Source organism: Bradyrhizobium sp. SYSU BS000235, from assembly GCF_049747295.1.
GTDB lineage: Bacteria > Pseudomonadota > Alphaproteobacteria > Rhizobiales > Xanthobacteraceae > Afipia.
In genome coordinates this window covers 3,609,938-3,627,226 of sequence record NZ_JBMHJM010000001.1, presented here as the reverse complement: position 1 = coordinate 3,627,226, position 17,289 = coordinate 3,609,938, and the positions used below count along the sequence as shown (strand labels likewise).

The following is a 17,289-nucleotide window of genomic DNA, read 5'->3' as shown; positions in this document are numbered from 1 at the left end:
AAGTTCGATAACGCTTCCACCTAGTGCGCCCCGCCGCCACTTAGGTGTCCTGGCTTCTTCAGCAGAAGTGTAGCGGCGAGTGCGACGATAAGGGCTATACCGAGCAGATAGAACGTGTCGCTGAATGCCATGATGTTCGCCTGTTGCTTGACGCGGGCGCCGACCGCAATGATCGCCTTGTGTTGAGCCGTGGCCAAATCCGAAATCCCGTGGGTGAGGAAATAGGATGTCAGTTTCTGAATGCGGCTGCGGGTGGCTTCCTCAAACAACGAGATCGAGTTGGTCAGGATATTCGAGTGATACTGCTCGCGCTTGGAAACAAACGTCTGCAGCGCGGCAATGCCGATGGCACCGCCAAGATTGCGCATCATGTTGAACAGAGCGGAGGCCGAGCCCGCATTCTCGTGCTCGATTCCCGCAGTTGCGACGGCCGAGAGCGGTGCAAATACCAGAGCCTGACCGACGGCGCGGACGATATTCGGCCAAAGGAGCTGGTCTGCCGCGGTGTTGATCGTCATCTGCACGTTCATGAAGTTGCTGGCTGCGAACAGGGCGAAGCCGATGGCGATGACATACCGTGCGTCGAAGCGCTGCATCAGCCGGGGTACCAGCGGGATCAGTATCAATTGAGGTAATCCGGTCCATGCCAGCACCATGCCGATCTGTTCGGAATTGTAACCCTGGATGCGAGCGAGATAGAGCGGCAGGATAAACACCGATCCGTACAGCGCGATGCCGAGCAGGAAGTTGGCGAGAATGCCGAAGCCAAAATTGCGGCGAACCAACAGACGTAGATTCAACAGTGGCTTCTTGGTAGTGAGTTCAATCACAAGGAACAGCGACAATGCGATCGCAGCAATGACTGATAAGCGCACGATAAACGGAGAACCGAACCAGTCGTCTTTGTTGCCTTCCTCAAGCACGGTCTGCAGTGCACCGAGGCCGATCGCCATGGTGATGATGCCAGGCCAGTCACCTTCACGCAGCAGATCGAGCTGCATGGGTGCGCGTTCCAGTGATGCCCACAGCATCGCGATCATGATCGCACCGGGCACAAGGTTGACGTAGAAGATGTACTGCCAACCCCAATTCTCGGTGAGGTAACCGCCAATGGTCGGCCCGATGGCAGGCGCGAAGGTCGCTGAGAGAGCGAACAGTGCCATACCGACCGGCTGCTTCGCCTTGGGCAACTGCGTGATGATGATGGTGAAAGCCATCGGGATCAGCACACCGCCGGTGAAGCCCTGAATGGCACGCAGGACGATCATTTGCCCGAGATTGGCCGCATGTGCGCAAGCCAGGGAGAAGACAAGAAACAACACAGCGTTGGTTAGCAGATAAATCCGCACAGAAAAAATGCGTGCCAACCACGCCGAAAGCGGAATAACAACGATCTCGGCGATGAGATAGGACGTGGAGATCCAGCCGCCATCATCGATGCCGGCGCCGATCGCTCCTTGAATGTCCGCGAGCGAGGCGTTGACGATCTGGATGTTGAGCACCGCCATGAACGCGCCGAGGGTCGATCCCACCACCGCGACCCACATCTTGAGGGCGCTGTGGTTAGGAGTCTGCGCCGCGGTGCTCGCAGTTCCTGCGGCTGAGATATGAGAAGAAATAGCTTGAGCAGACATGGCTGAACTCCATCCGGCTGATGCCAGACACAATGCCGGATGCGCCGGCGAGCGATAATCGAGCAAAATGGGAAAGGACTATCCGGCCGGAATTGAAGATCGGCCGGACAACCTCCTTAGTTACTGGCGACCATGGGCGGCGCACCGTGGATCATCGCCCCCACGGCCGTCGGCTTCGCGCCTTGGCGTCGGGTTCGTTCGGCAATCACTGTCTGCTTGGTGTTGACAGTCGGCTCGACCGACATTCCAGCCCGCAGCATTCCATTCAGACTGGAATCATCCAGTGAGATCCTCACGGGAATCCGCTGCACGATCTTGGTGAAGTTTCCCGTGGCATTATCCGGCGGCAGCAACGCGAATTCCAGGCCGCTGGCCGGTGAGAGGCTATCCACATGTCCCGTGAGCTTGACGTCGGGATACCCATCGACCCGCAGTTCGACCGGCTGGCCGCCGCGCACATAAGTGAGCTGGGTTTCCTTGAAGTTCGCGACCACGTAAGTGGCATGCAGCGGCACCACCGCCATCAGTTGCGTTCCTGCTGCCACGAACTGACCGACGCGCAGAGAACGCGCACCCACCGTTCCGTTCACCGGTGCGGTGATCGTCGTGTAAGACAGATTCAACGTTGCCTGCTGTGCCAGCGCGCGGCTGCGCTCAAGCTGCGCCTGCGCCTGCTCACGTTCCGTGGTGAGCACAGCGATTTTCTTCTGCGCAGCGATCAATCCAGCCTGATCGCGCTGCAGTTGAGCGGCTGCCTGACCGCGAATGGACTCCGTCTGCTGCGCGCGCTGGGTGGTGCCCGATCCGGTCTTCATCAGGTCCCGATAGCGCACGGCATCCGCATCGGCGAAATCGAGCGTCGCTTTGGAGGCATCAATCGCCGCCTGTGCCTGCTCGATCAATGCGTGCTGCAAACTGATTTGCGCGTCGAGATTGCGGACCGCGGCAGCCGCGGCACTGACGTCAGCGTTGGCTTGCGCGAGCGCTGCGCGGAAATCACGATCATCGATCCGGGCCAGCACCTGCCCTGCCGTCACCGGCTGGTTGTCCTGCACCAGCACGTCAGCGATGTACCCCGCAACCTTGGGTGCGACCGTTGTGTAATCCGCCTTCACATAGGCGTCGTCGGTGGATTCGAGATAACGGCCCGTTGTCCAGTAATCATGGCCGTAGTAGCCAGCAAGTGCCGTACCAGCGAGGAGCGCGAAAACCAGCGCGCCACGCTTGATCCGTACGCGCAACGGTACCTGTGCTGGCCCCTCTGGTTGCTCTGACGCGGGGATCCCATCGGGATTTACTGCCGCAACCTGCTGGAAGCTTTCAGTGCGGGGCATCTCAACCATGTCATCCTCCTGTCGCCACAGCGACTCATTAGCGAAACGGATGGACGACTGCGCCAGAGCGATTGATTTCGATTGAAGAGCAATTGCTGCTAACGCGCTCGCCGTCGCCTGATCTGCTGACAGGAAGATGCAGCGGGTTGCTCAATCTGATAATCTTGGAAAATCCGAAAGGATCATCAACCAGGAGCGGATAATCCGGCGCGACGATGGACCGACTGACAAGTTTGACGGTATTCGGACAAGTCGTTGAAAATGGTGGATTTTCCGCCGCTGCCCGGAGACTGAACATGTCGGTCACCATGGTCAGCAACCACATTCAGTCACTGGAAGACCGACTCGGCGCGCGGCTCCTGAACCGGACAACACGCAAGGTGAGCCTGACGGAAATCGGCAAGGCGTATTACGAGCGGTCGCGTCAGATCCTCATGGACCTCGACGAGGCGGATCGGATTGCCAATGCCCTGCACTCGACCCCGCGCGGCACGCTGCGCGTGCATACCAATACTCACATCGTGCGTTTCCTGTCGCCAGTCTTCGATGAATATCTCTCGCTCTATCCCGGCGTCTCGATTGATCTCGCCACCGGTGAACGGATGATCGACATGATCGAGGAGGGATATGACCTCGCGATCCGTACGATCGCGCCACCAGATTCCAGTCTGATCATCCGCAAGCTCTCGCCGTGGCGTCTCCTCCTGTGCTGCACGCCTGCATATCTTGAGAGCCATCCAGAGCCCAAGCATCCGTCTGACCTCGCTCACCACAATTGCCTACAATACACGTTTCATCCTTATGGGGACGAATGGCGCTTCGAAGGACCGGACAAGCAGATGGTCACGGTGCGCATCACCGGCAATGTGACCTCAACCAATGGCGAGCTGTTACGCTTTCTGACGCTGAAGGGACACGGATTGTTTCTCGCGCCGAGCTTCCTTGTCGCCGATGAACTCGCCGACGGCAGCCTCGTTCGGCTGCTGCCGGATCATCGGCCGACCGAATTCGCCATCAATGCGATCTATCCACACCGCAGCCACCTGTCGAGCAAGGTGCGCATCTTCATCGACTTGCTGGCTGACCGATTTGCTGAACATCACAAGTGGATGGCTTGAAAAAGCAAGCTGCGCTCTCGCCGCTTACGCCTCGACAAACAGATCCGCACCTGGGTCAAGCCAGAACTCCTCGCAGTCCCGGCTGTCTTTTGTTTCCCACATCAGCATAGTCATCAGGGCCGGAGCATCGAGCGCGATCATCGGGGCATGCCACGTCCCTATGCGATAGCAAATACCTTGCGTCGACTCTGCCACGAATGCTGACACATGGGACAGATCGGGCTGGCCGTTAGCATCATCAGGCGCCACGATCACGAGATAACGCGCGCAATCCATTGGTGTGAAAAGCTGGTCCGACAACGGATGGCGTTCAAAGCAATTGACCTTGAACGGAAGTTCGGAGCGATCGACCTGGTACAGATCGACGACTGGCGCGGTGCCCTGCTCGTGCGAAAACGCTCGAACACCTTCGAGACGCCGCGCTCGTCCCTGATTGACCAATCTGCCGGCCTGATCTCCCGCTTCCAGCACGGTGCCAAATGCAGCAAAGCCGGCCGCGGTAAGTGGCTCAGCACGGATGATGCGGGAAGTGACAGAAGGCGACATAGACATCGATGCAAGCGGCTCCGGCGGATGGCCACCGGAGCCTATAGCGAACAGCAAGTGCGCTGCTAGAAATTAATTCCAAGCCAGGATTTCACCTGCTCGTGGAGGTTGCCCTGGAAGTCTTCCGGTGCACCGGACGCCGTGATCTCGCCGAGGCTCAGCACGTAGATCCGCTGGGACATGGCAATCACGCGGCGCACGTTATGATCCACCAGCAGGATCGCCATCTGCTCGGACGCGAACAGGCGGATCCATTCGAAGACTTCTTCGACAATTTTCGGTGACAGACCGATCGACGGCTCATCGATCAGGCAAAGACGCGGCCGCATCAACCAGGCCTTGGCAAACTCGACCATCTTTTGCTGGCCGCCGGACAGATCGCCCGCCTGCGCTTTGAGCTTCGGCCTAAGGCCCGGAAACTTGGTGAGCATTTCCTCGAAGCGCCGATCGATTTCCGCGCGGTTCGGGCTCCCTGTCGCTCGTCCAAGACCTTCCATCGGCAGCCGCAGATTCTCGGTGACCGTCATGAAGGGAAAGAGGCTGGATTCCTGCGGGATGTACCAGATGCCGCGCGCGGACAGATGATGAGGCGCGAGACCGGTGATGTCGTTGCCATCGTAAACCACATGGCCGGACTTTGGCGCCAGAAATCCGCAGATCGCCTTCATCACGGTGGATTTTCCGGCACCGTTCAGGCCGATCAGACCCGTGATGGAGCCTGCTTCGACATTGAGGCTCAGCGACCGCAACACATCGATATCGCCGACATAACCGGCCGTGACGTTGTCAAGAACGAGAACGCTGCTCACGCCGCATGCCCTCCGAGATAGGCTTCGATGACGTGGGCATCGCTGAGCACGTGGCGGGTCGATGCATCGGCAATCACCGCTCCGGCATTCATGCACACCGAGCGCGGACACAGCTCGACCACCACCGGCATGTCGTGGCTCACCAGAATGAAGGTCTGCCCGCTGGCATGCCGCGAGCGGATGAACGTGCTCATGATCTCCTTCATGATCGGATGCACGGCCGCGAATGGCTCGTCGAGCAGCGCCACCTTCGGCGGCACCATGAAGCACACACCGAATTCGAGCAGCTTCATCTGGCCACCGGACAATTGTCCCGCATCGAGATCGCGAACCACGCCGAGGCGCAGTTCCTCGATCAACTCGTTGGCACGTGCCGTCGCAGTCGCAGAATCCAGACCCTGGGCGCGACCGGCCACCAGCAAATTGTCGACCACATTCATGCGGCGGAACACACGCGTGAGCTGGAACATGCGCATCACGCCGCGGTGCGCCAGCTGCTCCGGCTTCAGCCCGATGCAGCTTTGCCCATCGAGCAGGATGTCGCCTGAATTGGGCACAGCGTGACCGCTCAAGATATTCAAGAGCGTCGTCTTGCCCGATCCGTTGGGACCGATCAGGCCCACCAGTTCGCCGGCCTCGACTTCGAAGCTGACATTGTTGACGGCGATCAGGCCGCCGTAGCGCTTCTCAACGCCGCGAATTGACAGCAGGCTCATGCTGACCTCCAGCGCTGCACCGCGAGCTTTGCAATTCCCCACAGACCGTCGCGGAAGAAGCGCGCGAAGATGACGACCAGAGCCGCAAAGACCACGAGCTGATACCCGCCGATATCGCGCAGCCACTCGGACAGCACATAGACAAGGAACGCACCGACAACTGGACCGACCAGCGTTCCAATGCCGCCGATCACCGTCATGCTGACGATCAATCCGGTCTGCCCGATCAGCCCCAGTTCCGGCGTCACCAGCTCCGCGAAGTGCGCATAGAGTGCACCGGCGAAACCGGAGGCTGCCGCTGAGATCGCGAACGCTGCCGTTTTCCAGAACACCACGTCGACGCCGCTGCGCGCAGCCGCAACCTCATCGTCGCGGATGGCCTGCAAGAAGAGACCGGCTTTGGAGCGCAGCAGTGCATAGAGCCCGACCAAGAGCGCCGCGAGTACAGCAAGAAAGAGATAGTACCAGCCGAGGCGGCTATTGAAGAGCGCGGGAACGCTTAAGCCCAGATCACCGCGCGTGACGTTGATGGAATTCGATGCGATCAGCCGCAGGATTTCTGCAAAGCTCAGCGTTGTGAGGGCGAGGTAAGGTCCCTTGAGACGCAGCACGATGCGGCCCAGGACAAGTCCAATCACGCCCGCAATCAGAATGGCGGCGATGATGCCAAATAGCGGCGGCACGCCAAAATTAGCGGCCAGAAGGCCGGTCGCGTAAGCGCCGATCATCCCGAAGGTCGCCGGTGCGAGCGAGAACTGGCCGGTGTAGCCCGCCAGCAGATTCCATGCGCCAGCGAGGATCGCGAAGTACATCGACACGATGAGGACGCCGAGCCAGTAGGCGTTGGTGACGACGGCCGGGATGAGCGCCACCACAGCCAGCACGACCAGGGCGACGCGAAATTCTGTCTCCGTTTTCGCGTTGGAGAGCTTCGACGATGAGGGCTTGTTGGGGACGGAGGCTTCGTTTGACATTAGACCTCCCTCCCCTTCTCGCCGAACAGGCCTTGCGGACGAAACAGGAGGAACAGCATGAGCAGTCCAAGACCGAATGCGTCGCGGTAGTCGTAGGACAAATACACGGCGCCAAAACTTTCAATCACGCCGAGCAGAAGGCTGGCGATGATGCTGCCGGGCACGGAGCCCATGCCGCCGAGCACCACGATGATGTAGGACTTGATCGCCGGGAACGCGCCGACATCCGGTGACGCGTTGATCACCGGTGACAGCAATGCGCCTGCAAACGCGGCCAATCCGCCCGACAGCATGAAGACGATGCTGCTGGCCCGCGCGGTATCGATGCCGGCCAGCGATGCCCCGAGGCGGTTTTGCGCCACCGCGCGGATCTGCTTGCCCCAGAACGACCATTTGATCAGCGCCGCCGTAATTCCAATCACAACGATCGCGATGCCCGCAGCCGCAAGCCGGTGACCGCTGATCAGGATTGGGCCGATTGTGACGCGGCTGACGTCCACGAGCGTCGGGCCGCGCATGGCATAAGGACCAATCACCTTGTCGACGAGGTTAATCAGGAACAACGACAGGCCGAACGTGACGATGACGGCGTATTCGTCACGCATCAGTCCCCACGATGCATATCCCGCATAAAGCGGACGCATCAGCAGCCGCTCGGTCAGCCAGCCGAACGCGGCACCGACCACAAAGGCGATCGGCAGCGACATCCAGACCGGCACACCCAATGCCAGCGCCACAATCGTGTAGGCGTACGCACCCACCATGTAGAATTCGCCGTGGGCGAAATTCACAATGCGCAGAATGCCGAAGATGAGCGACAGACCGATCGCCATCAGCGCATAGAACAGACCTGTGATGAGGCCGTTGACCGCGAGGTCAACGGCAAGCGCTCCAGTCATCGTAAATGCCAGCTATCGTTACTTGGTTGGCTTCCAGAGCTTCGACGGATCGAGCGGTTTACCCGGCTCTTCAACCAGCACCGAGTCGCCGACCTTCTGGTTGATCTCCGTCATCTGGAACGTGACGTAAGGAACCTGCAGCCACTGGTGGTTCTTGTAACCACCTTCTTTCGAGAAGGTGATTTCACCACGGGTGCCGACCAGCTTGGTATCTTCCAGCGCCTTGATCATGGCATCAGCATCGGTTGAGTTCGCGCGCTTGATGGCATCGGCGATCACAAAGAGCGAGTCAGCAGCCTGGAACAGCAGCCGGTTCGGCTCGTGCTTGGTCTTCGCGGTGTAGGCATCACCCACCTGCTTACCCAGCGGCGGCTGGCTCATCTTCGGATGGTAGAGCCCGAACACCAGCAGGCCCTTGCCGGCTTCCTTCACGTTTTGCCAGAAGTCCGGATAATCGGCGAGGCCGGAGGCATCGTAGAAATACGTCTTTGCTGACGGCGCGATACCCTGCTCGTAAACCTGATTCATCATGATGTAAGCTGCGGGCGGCAGCATGATATCGATGACGACATCCGGCGGATTGGCGCGCAGCGGAAGAATGGCAGGCAGGAAGTCCTTCGATGCGCGATCGAGCGTCTCGAATTTGTAGTCGATCTGCGGCGCCTGCTCCTTGAGCTTGGCACCAATCACCTTCGCAAGGCCAATGCCGTAGTCGGTGTTCTCGGCGAAAGCGACGACACGCTTGGCGCCGAGCGACTTCATCGATGCTGCGACAGCATCACCGACACGATTGTTGTAGTTGCCGGGATTGAAGACTTCCGCGTAACCCTTCTCGCGGATCGCATCCGACCAGCCGTTCGTGTTGACATACGGAATATGATACCGCTTGGCGACTTCCATACCGGCAAGCGCCGCCGAACTCTGGTGTTCACCAGTGACCGCGACAACCTTGTCGCGCGTGATGAGCTTCTCGACCGCGGCGCGTGCCTTCTCAGGCAGACCCTGCGTGTCTTCGACCACCAACTGGATCGGGCGACCGTTCACCCCACCGGCGTCGTTGATGATCTTGGCGGCGACCTCGAGGCCGTCCTTCACCTGTGTGCCTTGAACGACCGATCCCGGCGGAGACTGCGTAACGGTGACGCCGATCTTGATGGGGTCAGCCGCCTGTGCAGCGGAAATCAGCAACATCGATGCTGATGCAATAAAACCGGCCCGCAGGGCCGTACGGATCGATCCGATTGGCATTCGTCTTCTCCCGGTTGGTGGCGCATTTTTTATTTTATGACCGCGCCTTGGAACCTCGTTTTCGCAAAGTGCATGCACCTTGGCAAGCCAACCATTGGATAATCGTCTGATAATTAATCTCGCTCGCATGGCGAACGAGATCCGCGGGAATTTACGTTGCACAGCAAAAAATCTGCAGCGCTGCCGTGCAAGTGGCCCGAGCGGCGTTTAGCAGATAGAAATACCGCAGAGTGAAATTCTCAAACGTTGTAGGTCTCATGCCCATTGATCCCGTCGAACTCTCCCGTGAACTGATCGCTTTCAACACCATCAATCCTCCTGGAAACGAACTGGCCTGCATCACGCATCTGGAAAAGATTCTGGCCAGCGCGGGACTGGAGACCTCCATCCATAGCTTCGCTCCCGATCGCGCAAATCTCATTGCGCGGATCGGTGGTGCGAACGGCAAAGCCCCGCTGTGCTTCACGGGTCATGTCGATACTGTCCCGCTTGGCAACGCACCGTGGAGCGTCGACCCGTTCGGCGCCGAGATCGTGGATGGCAAGATGCACGGCCGCGGCGCCAGCGACATGAAATGCGCGGTTGCCGCCTTCGTTGCGGCGATCGGGAACATGACGGAGCAATTGCGCGACACCAGCGGCGCCGTACTCGTCATCACCGCTGGCGAGGAAATCGGATGCGAAGGCGCGTTCCATCTGGCGCGCGGCGGCCAGCTCGGCCGCGCCGGTGCGATCGTCGTTGCTGAGCCGACATCGAATGTACCGCTCGTTGGCCACAAGGGCGCGTTGTGGCTCAAGCTGACGTTGAAGGGCGTAACCGCCCACGGTTCGATGCCGCATCTCGGCGTCAACGCTGCCTACAAGGCCGCGCGCGCCTTGCTGGTGCTCGAGAAATTTCAGTTCAACGTGGCGCCGCATCCCTCTCTCGGCGCGCCGACGCTCAACGTCGGCACGATACACGGTGGGCTGAACGTCAACTCGGTTCCCGATCGCACCGAGATCGGAATCGATATTCGCAGCATTCCCGAACTCGACCATGCGCGCATTCAGGAGCATCTAAGAGCGGAACTGGGCGACGATATCACGCTGGAGCCGACCGTTGACGTCGGCGCGGTCTGGACCGATCCGTCGGCAACGTGGTTCAAGGATGTTTATGCGGTCGTTCGCGACGTCACTGGCGAGGACCATGGTAACGAGCCCAAAACCGCTCCTTACTTCACCGATGCATCGGCGCTGACGCCGGCTTTCGGTAATCCTCCGACCATCATTCTCGGACCTGGCGAAGCCGCCAAGGCGCATCAGACGGACGAGTACTGTTCGGTCCAGCGCATTCGCGAGGCCACCGACATCTATGCAAAGCTTGCAGCGAAATGGAGCAGCGGGAATTGAACCGGTTCCGGACCTGAAAGGGAGGATGATGCGCATGAGCGCATCATCCTGATTTCATCGACAACGAGTGATCAAATCCCGCCCATGCAAAGGTACTTGACCTCGAGGTAATCCTCGATCCCGTACTTGGAGCCCTCGCGGCCGTTGCCGCTCTCCTTTACGCCGCCGAATGGCGCCACCTCGGTGGAGATGATGCCCTCGTTGATGCCGACCATGCCGTATTCGAGTGCCTCGGCCACGCGCCACACCCGGCCGATGTCGCGGCCGTAGAAGTAGGCTGCAAGCCCAAACTCGGTGTCGTTGGCCAACCGGATGGCCTCCTCCTCGGTCTTGAACTTGAATACGGGTGCTACCGGCCCGAATGTTTCCTCGCGGAAGATCAGCATGTCCGGCGTGGTGTCGGTCAATATGGTCGGCTGGTAGAACGAGTGGCCGAGCGCGTGACGCTTACCGCCGATGGCGATCTTGGCGCCCTTGGCGGTGGCATCCGCGATATGCTCTTCGACCTTTTCCACCGCCGCCATGTTGATCAGCGGGCCGATGGTGACGCCGGACTCGAAGCCGTCGCCGACCTTGAGTTCGCTCACCGCCTGCGACAGCGCCTTGACGAACTTGTCATAGATGCCTTCCTGCGCCAGCAGGCGATTGGCGCAGACGCAGGTCTGGCCGGCATTGCGGTACTTCGACGCCATCGCGCCCTTTACCGCCGCGTCGATATCGGCATCATCGAACACGATGAACGGCGCGTTGCCGCCGAGCTCCATCGAGGTCCGCTTCACGGTGGCGGCCGACTGCTCCATCAGCTTCTTGCCGATCTCGGTGGAGCCGGTGAACGTCAGCTTGCGCACGATCGGGTTCGACGTCATCTCGCCGCCGATGGCGGTCGCGGATCCGGTGATCACCGAGAACACGCCCTTCGGCAGACCAGCGCGTTCCGCCAGCACCGCCAGCGCCAGCGCCGACAGCGGCGTCTGGCTCGCGGGTTTCACCACCATGGTGCAGCCGGCCGACAATGCCGGTCCCGCTTTGCGGGTGATCATCGCGGAGGGGAAGTTCCATGGCGTGATGGCGGCGCAAACGCCGATCGGTTGCTTCAGCACCACGATGCGACGGTCGGCGGTAAACGGCGGAATGGTGTCGCCATAGATGCGCTTGCCCTCTTCGGCGAACCACTCGAAGAAGCTCCCGGCATACGCGATCTCACCCTTGCTCTCGGTGAGCGGCTTGCCCTGCTCCGCGGTCATGATCGCCGCCAGGTCGTCCTGATTGGCCATCATCAGCTCGAACCACTTGCGCAGAATGGCCGAGCGTTCCTTCGCGGTCTTGGCGCGCCAGGCCGGCAGTGCCGCATTGGCGAGTTCAATAGCCCGCTTGGTCTCGGCGGCCCCCATATTCGGCACCGAGCCGACGATCTCACCCGTTGCCGGATTATCGACCTTGAGGGTACCGCCGCCGTCGGCCGCGACCCATTCGCCGCCCACGTAGCAGGCGTCCCGAAGCAACGTCGAATCCTTGAGTGTCAGTTTTGCAGCCATCTTATGAAGCCCTGTTGACCGGAGCGGCAAGCGCTTCCGCAGCTAGAAACGGATGATCTTCCCGGAGCCGGTGTGTGAAATTTTTCGGTCGCAAATGGACCAACCACAACAATGTATATGCCGATATTCGGCCGCGGCAATCCTCCCGCCATCATTCAAACCGATGGCAGCTCTGCTTCCCGCAACGAGACCTCGGCCTCTCACGCACATTCAAATTTTCACATCTTCAACGGCGCAATTGCAGCCTTGAGTGCGTCGGGCAGCGGAACGGGCTTGTTGGTCGCGCGATTGACATAAACGTGCACGAAGTGCCCCTGAGCAGATGCGACATCTTCATCGTCCTTGAACAATCCGATCTCGTATCGAATGCTGCTGTTGCCCTGGTGCGCCACACGCAGACCGGCGTAAATCCGTGACGGAAATGCAATCGATTGGAAGTACCGGCAGGTGGTTTCCACCACCAGTCCAATCACCTCGCTTTTTGAGATGTCGAGAAATCCCGCCTCGATCAGGTATTGGCAAACCGCCGTATCGAAGAAGGAATAGTAAGTCACATTATTGATGTGATGAAAGACATCGTTGTCCATCCAGCGCGTCGTAATCATCTGGAAATGCGCAAAGGACGCACGGGTCTCCGGCTTTGGACGTTCCGTCACAGCGATGCTCCATGAAGTGTCAGAGCATCGGTGTAAGTAATTTTATTCTGATTGTCGATGAAGGGGCAGATCTGCATGCGCTCGCGGGGGCAACCGCCCCGCGGCTCCTGAGACCCGATCGACGGGACGCCCTTCGCCAAGCAGGTCGGCAAGTCGAGACGCCCCGCCAGGAAGCAAGTACTTCCGCCTATTTCGCTTCAACGATCTTTCTGTCGAACTTATTGATGTCCGCGATCAGGTCATTCGTGGTCACCTGAGCGGCATCAACCTTGCCCTTCAGCAGTTCGTTTTTCTGAAGCCAGTCGAAATAGGATTGGAAGGCCTTGACATCGACTGCGCCCCATTGGTCCGTCTTCGGGTTGTCGAGCCGCCATGACTCGATGCGATCATTGAGGATCGCCTCGTCTTTGGTGATCGCCTCCTCAATATCGCCGCTCGAAGGCTTGAGACGCGGATACATCTCATAGCTGATCTTGATCGCCTCGCGCGGGTGAGCAATGCAGTAAGCCGTTCCCATGGAAAGCGCGCGGGCGAAATTCACGAGATCGGTCCGGCGTTTCTCGATGGTGGTGTCCATCGCGACCATGGCATTGCTGGGGAAGGTCTTGATCTCCGGATCCTGAATCCGACGCAGCTTGATACCCGCACGCTCAACCTGAGTGTAATAAGTATCAAACTGGCTCAGGATCTTCACGTCACCGCGGCGCATAAGCGTTGCGGTCTGGGCCGGCTCTCCCGTCACCACGACCCTGATATCGGTTTGCGGATTGAGCCCCGCATTGGCTGCCAAAGCGCGGGCGACGGTCACGCCGACGGACGCCATCGAGGTGACACCGATCGACTGTCCCTTCAGGTCGGCATAGGTCTTGAAATTGCTGTCCGCGGCGACCGCCAGACCGAAGATGTTGCGGCGATAGAGAGAATAGAACACCTTCGCCTTCACGCCTTGCAGCGAGAGGATTCCCAGCGGCTCGGGAGACGCCAGCGCGACATCGAGCTCGCCGGTCGCCAGATTGCGCATGCAATCGTTCGATCCGCCGAACGTGAACAGATCGAAGTCGATGTTGTTGTCCTTGAACCAGCCCTTCTTCTGGGCAACGGCGAACTGGGCAATCGCAACACTGTATGTGTTCGAGCACCAGCCAAGCCGGATCTTGTTTTGCGCGCTGGCGGGACTTGTTGAAACGGCGATGGCCATACCGGCAGCAAGCGCCAACATCGTTCGAAAATGCATCAACGTCTCCTTTGGAATGATAAGGCGTTTGTTTTTTAGGATGTCACGCGGGATGGCGTCTGGACGACGTTGTGGGCGTCCGCGTCTTCAGGCTCAGGCGCGGCCGTGTCCGGTCGCCGCTCCCAGTAGATCAATCGTTTGCGGATCTGCGCGATGAGTTGGTTCAGCACGAGGCCCACCGCGGCAAGCACGACGAGAACAGAGAACGAGCCCGCGACGTCCATCGAGAAATTCATGCTCTGAACGAGCATGCCGAGGCCGTTTTCGGCGCCGATGAATTCCGCAACCACCGCGCCGATCAAGGCGAAGGTCAGCGCGATTTCAAGCCCCGCCATGATGAACGGCAACGCGGCAGGCAGACGCAGCATCCAGAATACCTGGAAGTTCGATCCATCGAGCGAGCGCACGAGATCCACGCGATCCTGATCGACCGACCGCAGGCCCGCGACGGTGTTCACCATCACCGCGAAGAAGCAGATCAGGGCGGCCGCGATCACTTTCGATGTGATGCCGAGACCAAACCAGAGCACGATGAGCGGTGCAAGCGCGACCTTGGGCAGCGACTGCAGCACGATCGCATAGGGATAAACGAAATATTCGACGTAGCGGTTGGTGGCGATGCCGACACCGAGCAGAAAACCGATGCTCGATCCGATGGCGAAACCCGCGAGGACCTCAGCGAGTGTAATTCCCATGTGCCAGAGATAGAGACCGCTGGAGAGGCCGTTATAAAGCGCGATCACAACCGACGAGGGCTTCGGGATCACGAAGGCCGGAACGTTGAAGTACCGGACCGTAAATTCCCAGAGTCCGAGAAGGATAAAGAACAGCGCGACGCTGATAGAGCGATTGAGAAACGTTGGACGAATCGGGCTGTCACTGTTCATCAGTCGATCACTCCGCTCGAACCAAAATGGGCCCGGATGCGGCTGACATAGGCGCCGAATTCGGGGGAGTTCATGATCTCGAGACCCCGCCCGGCAGGCAGGTCGATATCCATGATTTCGGCAACGCGTCCCGGGCGCGGCGTCATCACCACAACGCGGTTCGCCATGAACACAGCTTCCGGAATCGAGTGCGTGATAAACAGAATGCTCTTGTTGCTTTCGAGCCAGAGCCGCTGAAGCTCGAGGTTCATGCGCTCGCGCGTCATCGCATCGAGCGCGCCGAACGGCTCGTCCATCAACAGGATCGCCGGATCATGCAGCAATGCGCGCGCGATGGAGACGCGCTGCTGCATACCGCCCGACAACTCATTGGGATAACGGCGCTTGAAATCAGTCAACCCGACAAGATCGAGAAGCGAATGCGCACGTTGCACCGAGCGCTCACGATCGAGCTTTTGCACGTCAGCGGGAAGCATGACGTTCTCAAGCACTGTGCGCCATGCAAACAGCAGCGGCGCCTGAAACACCGTGCCAATATCGCGGCGCGGCCCCTTGGTGACGATGCCACCAATACGCGTTTCACCAGCGCTCGGGGTTAAGAGCCCGGTGAGAATTTTCAGCAGCGTGGACTTTCCGCAACCTGACGGCCCGACGATCGCAACGAATTCGCCCTGGCGAACATCGAGCGAGACCTTGTCGAGCGCCGTGACGACACCATCGTCGACGCGAAAGCGCTTCGACAATTGGTTGACGACAATGGCCTGACCATCGGCGCTGTGATGAGCAAACGGTCGATCGACCGCTACGGCAGCCTGTGTGGGCATCGGCAACTCAACTCCCTCGCTCCGCCTTATTTTTTGTGGCGGTTGATGCCGACATATTGGCATCAAGCAACCGGCGCTGCAATTTGAATCCTAGATTGTATACAAAATCGTAGCCAGTTGCCTGTCAACCCTGAAAGCCATTGTGCATCAGCGAGATAGAGACCTCGCGCGTGAACCGCTTCGGTCTGTGTGACCATCTTGGAGGCAACGGAACAAGAAAAAAGCCCGCAGGACCAAAGACCCTGCGGGCAACGAGCAAAGCGTCAGCATGCGATGATCAAAGAAGCAGCAACGGATACCGACGTCGAAAAATATTTTCAGCGTTAGGCGGCGAGCGCCGTGTGAGGCGCCACGAACGACACACCAAGGCTTTCCGCGACGGCCTGGTTGGTGATGGCGCCGCGATGCACGTTCAGGCCGGCTGCCAGATGGGGATTAGACATCACTGCATCGATGCCACCTGCCGCGAGCGCCAGTCCGAACGGCAACGTCGCGTTGTTGAGCGCATAGCTTGACGTCAGCGGAACCGCACCCGGCATATTCGCAACGCAATAGTGAATGACGCCGTCAATCTCATAGGTCGGCTCCGCGTGGGTCGTTGCGTGCGATGTCTCGAAGCAACCACCCTGGTCGATGGCCACATCCACCAGAACTGCACCGCGTTTCATCCGGCTCAGCATGGCGCGGGAGACCAGCCGCGGTGCGCTCGCACCGGGCACAAGCACCGCGCCGATGACAACATCCGCGGCCACGACCTCGTCCTCGATCGCCTGCAGAGTCGAAAACCGCGTGCGGACCCGGCCCTCAAACAGCTCATCAAGTTCACGCAGACGCGGCAGGGACCTGTCGAGCACCACGACATCCGTGCCAAGGCCCACGGCCATTCGCGCCGCATGTGTGCCGACGACACCACCGCCGATCACGGCCACGCGCGCCGGCAAGACACCGGGAACGCCGCCCAGCAAAAGGCCGCGGCCACCGGCGTGACGTTGCAGCGCCAGCCCTGCAGCCTCAATGGCGAGACGCCCGGCCACTTCACTCATCGGTGCCAGCAACGGAAGGCCACCGGCCTTGTCGGTCACCGTCTCATAGGCGACCGCCGTGCAGCCGGATTCAACCAGTCCGCGTGCCTGATCGGGATCAGGCGCAAGGTGAAGATAGGTGAAAAGGATCTGGCCCTTGCGGAGCTGCTTCCATTCGGATGGCTGGGGCTCCTTCACCTTGACGATCATTTGCGCTTTCGCAAACACGTCCGCGGCCGATGATGCGATCGATGCGCCGGCCGTTTCATAGGCAGCATCAGAGGCGCCGATGCCGGCCCCCGCTCCGCTTTGCACCAGCACCGAGTGACCGGCAGCGGTGTATTCACGGACCGCCTCCGGTGTCAGGCCGACGCGGTATTCATGGACTTTGATTTCTTTAGGAACGCCGATCAGCATTGCAGACATCTCCTGTTCGATGGCGCAATTTTATCGCGACGTTCGCGC

General features: G+C 59.6%; 16 protein-coding genes. 2 read left to right on the top strand and 14 right to left on the bottom strand.

Annotated elements, in window-relative coordinates; genetic code table 11:
* Positions 1-20: 20 nt before the first annotated feature.
* Entirely contained in the window at positions 21-1,634 is a 1,614-nt protein-coding gene (locus ACP0KA_RS16905) for an MDR family MFS transporter (protein WP_424629891.1), read from the bottom strand.
* Positions 1,635-1,750: 116 nt separating this feature from the next.
* Positions 1,751-2,977 carry an HlyD family secretion protein gene (locus ACP0KA_RS16900; RefSeq protein ID WP_424629890.1) on the bottom strand — a complete coding sequence of 409 codons (1,227 nt, stop codon included), beginning with the start codon at positions 2,975-2,977 and terminating at the stop codon, positions 1,751-1,753.
* Between the two features lie 206 nt (positions 2,978-3,183).
* On the opposite strand from ACP0KA_RS16900, the gene ACP0KA_RS16895 reads away from it, so the two are divergent.
* Positions 3,184-4,086, top strand: a complete 903-nt coding sequence (locus ACP0KA_RS16895; RefSeq protein WP_424629889.1) for a LysR substrate-binding domain-containing protein — start codon at positions 3,184-3,186, stop codon at positions 4,084-4,086.
* 24 nt (positions 4,087-4,110) lie between these two features.
* On the opposite strand, the gene ACP0KA_RS16890 is transcribed toward ACP0KA_RS16895, so the two are convergent.
* From ACP0KA_RS16890 to ACP0KA_RS16865, 6 genes are read right to left on the bottom strand one after another with little or no spacing between them, the layout of a single operon-like run.
* Positions 4,111-4,638, bottom strand: a complete 528-nt coding sequence (locus tag ACP0KA_RS16890; RefSeq protein ID WP_424629888.1) for an ureidoglycolate lyase — start codon at positions 4,636-4,638, stop codon at positions 4,111-4,113.
* 59 nt (positions 4,639-4,697) lie between these two features.
* Positions 4,698-5,441, bottom strand: coding sequence for an ABC transporter ATP-binding protein (locus tag ACP0KA_RS16885; protein WP_424629887.1), 744 nt, complete (start codon positions 5,439-5,441; stop codon positions 4,698-4,700).
* On the bottom strand, positions 5,438-6,157 hold the full coding sequence (locus ACP0KA_RS16880) for an ABC transporter ATP-binding protein (RefSeq protein WP_424629886.1): 720 nt from the start codon (positions 6,155-6,157) through the stop codon (positions 5,438-5,440). The genes ACP0KA_RS16885 and ACP0KA_RS16880 overlap by 4 nt, the downstream gene beginning before the upstream one ends.
* The gene (locus tag ACP0KA_RS16875) at positions 6,154-7,131 is read right to left on the bottom strand and encodes a branched-chain amino acid ABC transporter permease (RefSeq protein ID WP_424629885.1); all 978 of its coding nucleotides are present in this window, start codon (positions 7,129-7,131) and stop codon (positions 6,154-6,156) included. The genes ACP0KA_RS16880 and ACP0KA_RS16875 overlap by 4 nt, the downstream gene beginning before the upstream one ends.
* Positions 7,131-8,030, bottom strand: a complete 900-nt coding sequence (locus ACP0KA_RS16870) for a branched-chain amino acid ABC transporter permease (RefSeq protein WP_424629884.1) — start codon at positions 8,028-8,030, stop codon at positions 7,131-7,133. Before ACP0KA_RS16870 ends, ACP0KA_RS16875 begins: the two co-directional genes overlap by 1 nt.
* An 18-nt stretch (positions 8,031-8,048) precedes the next feature.
* Positions 8,049-9,278 carry an ABC transporter substrate-binding protein gene (locus ACP0KA_RS16865; protein ID WP_424629883.1) on the bottom strand — a complete coding sequence of 410 codons (1,230 nt, stop codon included), beginning with the start codon at positions 9,276-9,278 and terminating at the stop codon, positions 8,049-8,051.
* A 257-nt stretch (positions 9,279-9,535) separates the two neighbouring features.
* On the opposite strand from ACP0KA_RS16865, the gene ACP0KA_RS16860 reads away from it, so the two are divergent.
* Positions 9,536-10,666, top strand: a complete 1,131-nt coding sequence (locus ACP0KA_RS16860; protein ID WP_424629882.1) for a M20 family metallopeptidase — start codon at positions 9,536-9,538, stop codon at positions 10,664-10,666.
* Between the two features lie 71 nt (positions 10,667-10,737).
* On the opposite strand, the gene gabD is transcribed toward ACP0KA_RS16860, so the two are convergent.
* The 6 genes from gabD to ald form a co-directional block, all read right to left on the bottom strand.
* Positions 10,738-12,201 carry an NADP-dependent succinate-semialdehyde dehydrogenase gene (gene gabD / locus ACP0KA_RS16855; protein ID WP_424629881.1) on the bottom strand — a complete coding sequence of 488 codons (1,464 nt, stop codon included), beginning with the start codon at positions 12,199-12,201 and terminating at the stop codon, positions 10,738-10,740.
* 218 nt (positions 12,202-12,419) lie between these two features.
* On the bottom strand, positions 12,420-12,857 hold the full coding sequence (locus tag ACP0KA_RS16850) for an acyl-CoA thioesterase (RefSeq protein WP_424629880.1): 438 nt from the start codon (positions 12,855-12,857) through the stop codon (positions 12,420-12,422).
* 187 nt (positions 12,858-13,044) lie between these two features.
* Entirely contained in the window at positions 13,045-14,091 is a 1,047-nt protein-coding gene (locus tag ACP0KA_RS16845) for an ABC transporter substrate-binding protein (RefSeq protein WP_424629879.1), read from the bottom strand.
* A 35-nt stretch (positions 14,092-14,126) separates the two neighbouring features.
* On the bottom strand, positions 14,127-14,978 hold the full coding sequence (locus ACP0KA_RS16840; RefSeq protein WP_424629878.1) for an ABC transporter permease: 852 nt from the start codon (positions 14,976-14,978) through the stop codon (positions 14,127-14,129).
* The gene (locus ACP0KA_RS16835; protein WP_424629877.1) at positions 14,978-15,802 is read right to left on the bottom strand and encodes an ABC transporter ATP-binding protein; all 825 of its coding nucleotides are present in this window, start codon (positions 15,800-15,802) and stop codon (positions 14,978-14,980) included. Before ACP0KA_RS16835 ends, ACP0KA_RS16840 begins: the two co-directional genes overlap by 1 nt.
* Before the next feature lie 323 nt (positions 15,803-16,125).
* The gene (ald, locus tag ACP0KA_RS16830; protein ID WP_424629876.1) at positions 16,126-17,241 is read right to left on the bottom strand and encodes an alanine dehydrogenase; all 1,116 of its coding nucleotides are present in this window, start codon (positions 17,239-17,241) and stop codon (positions 16,126-16,128) included.
* Positions 17,242-17,289 lie beyond the last annotated feature (48 nt).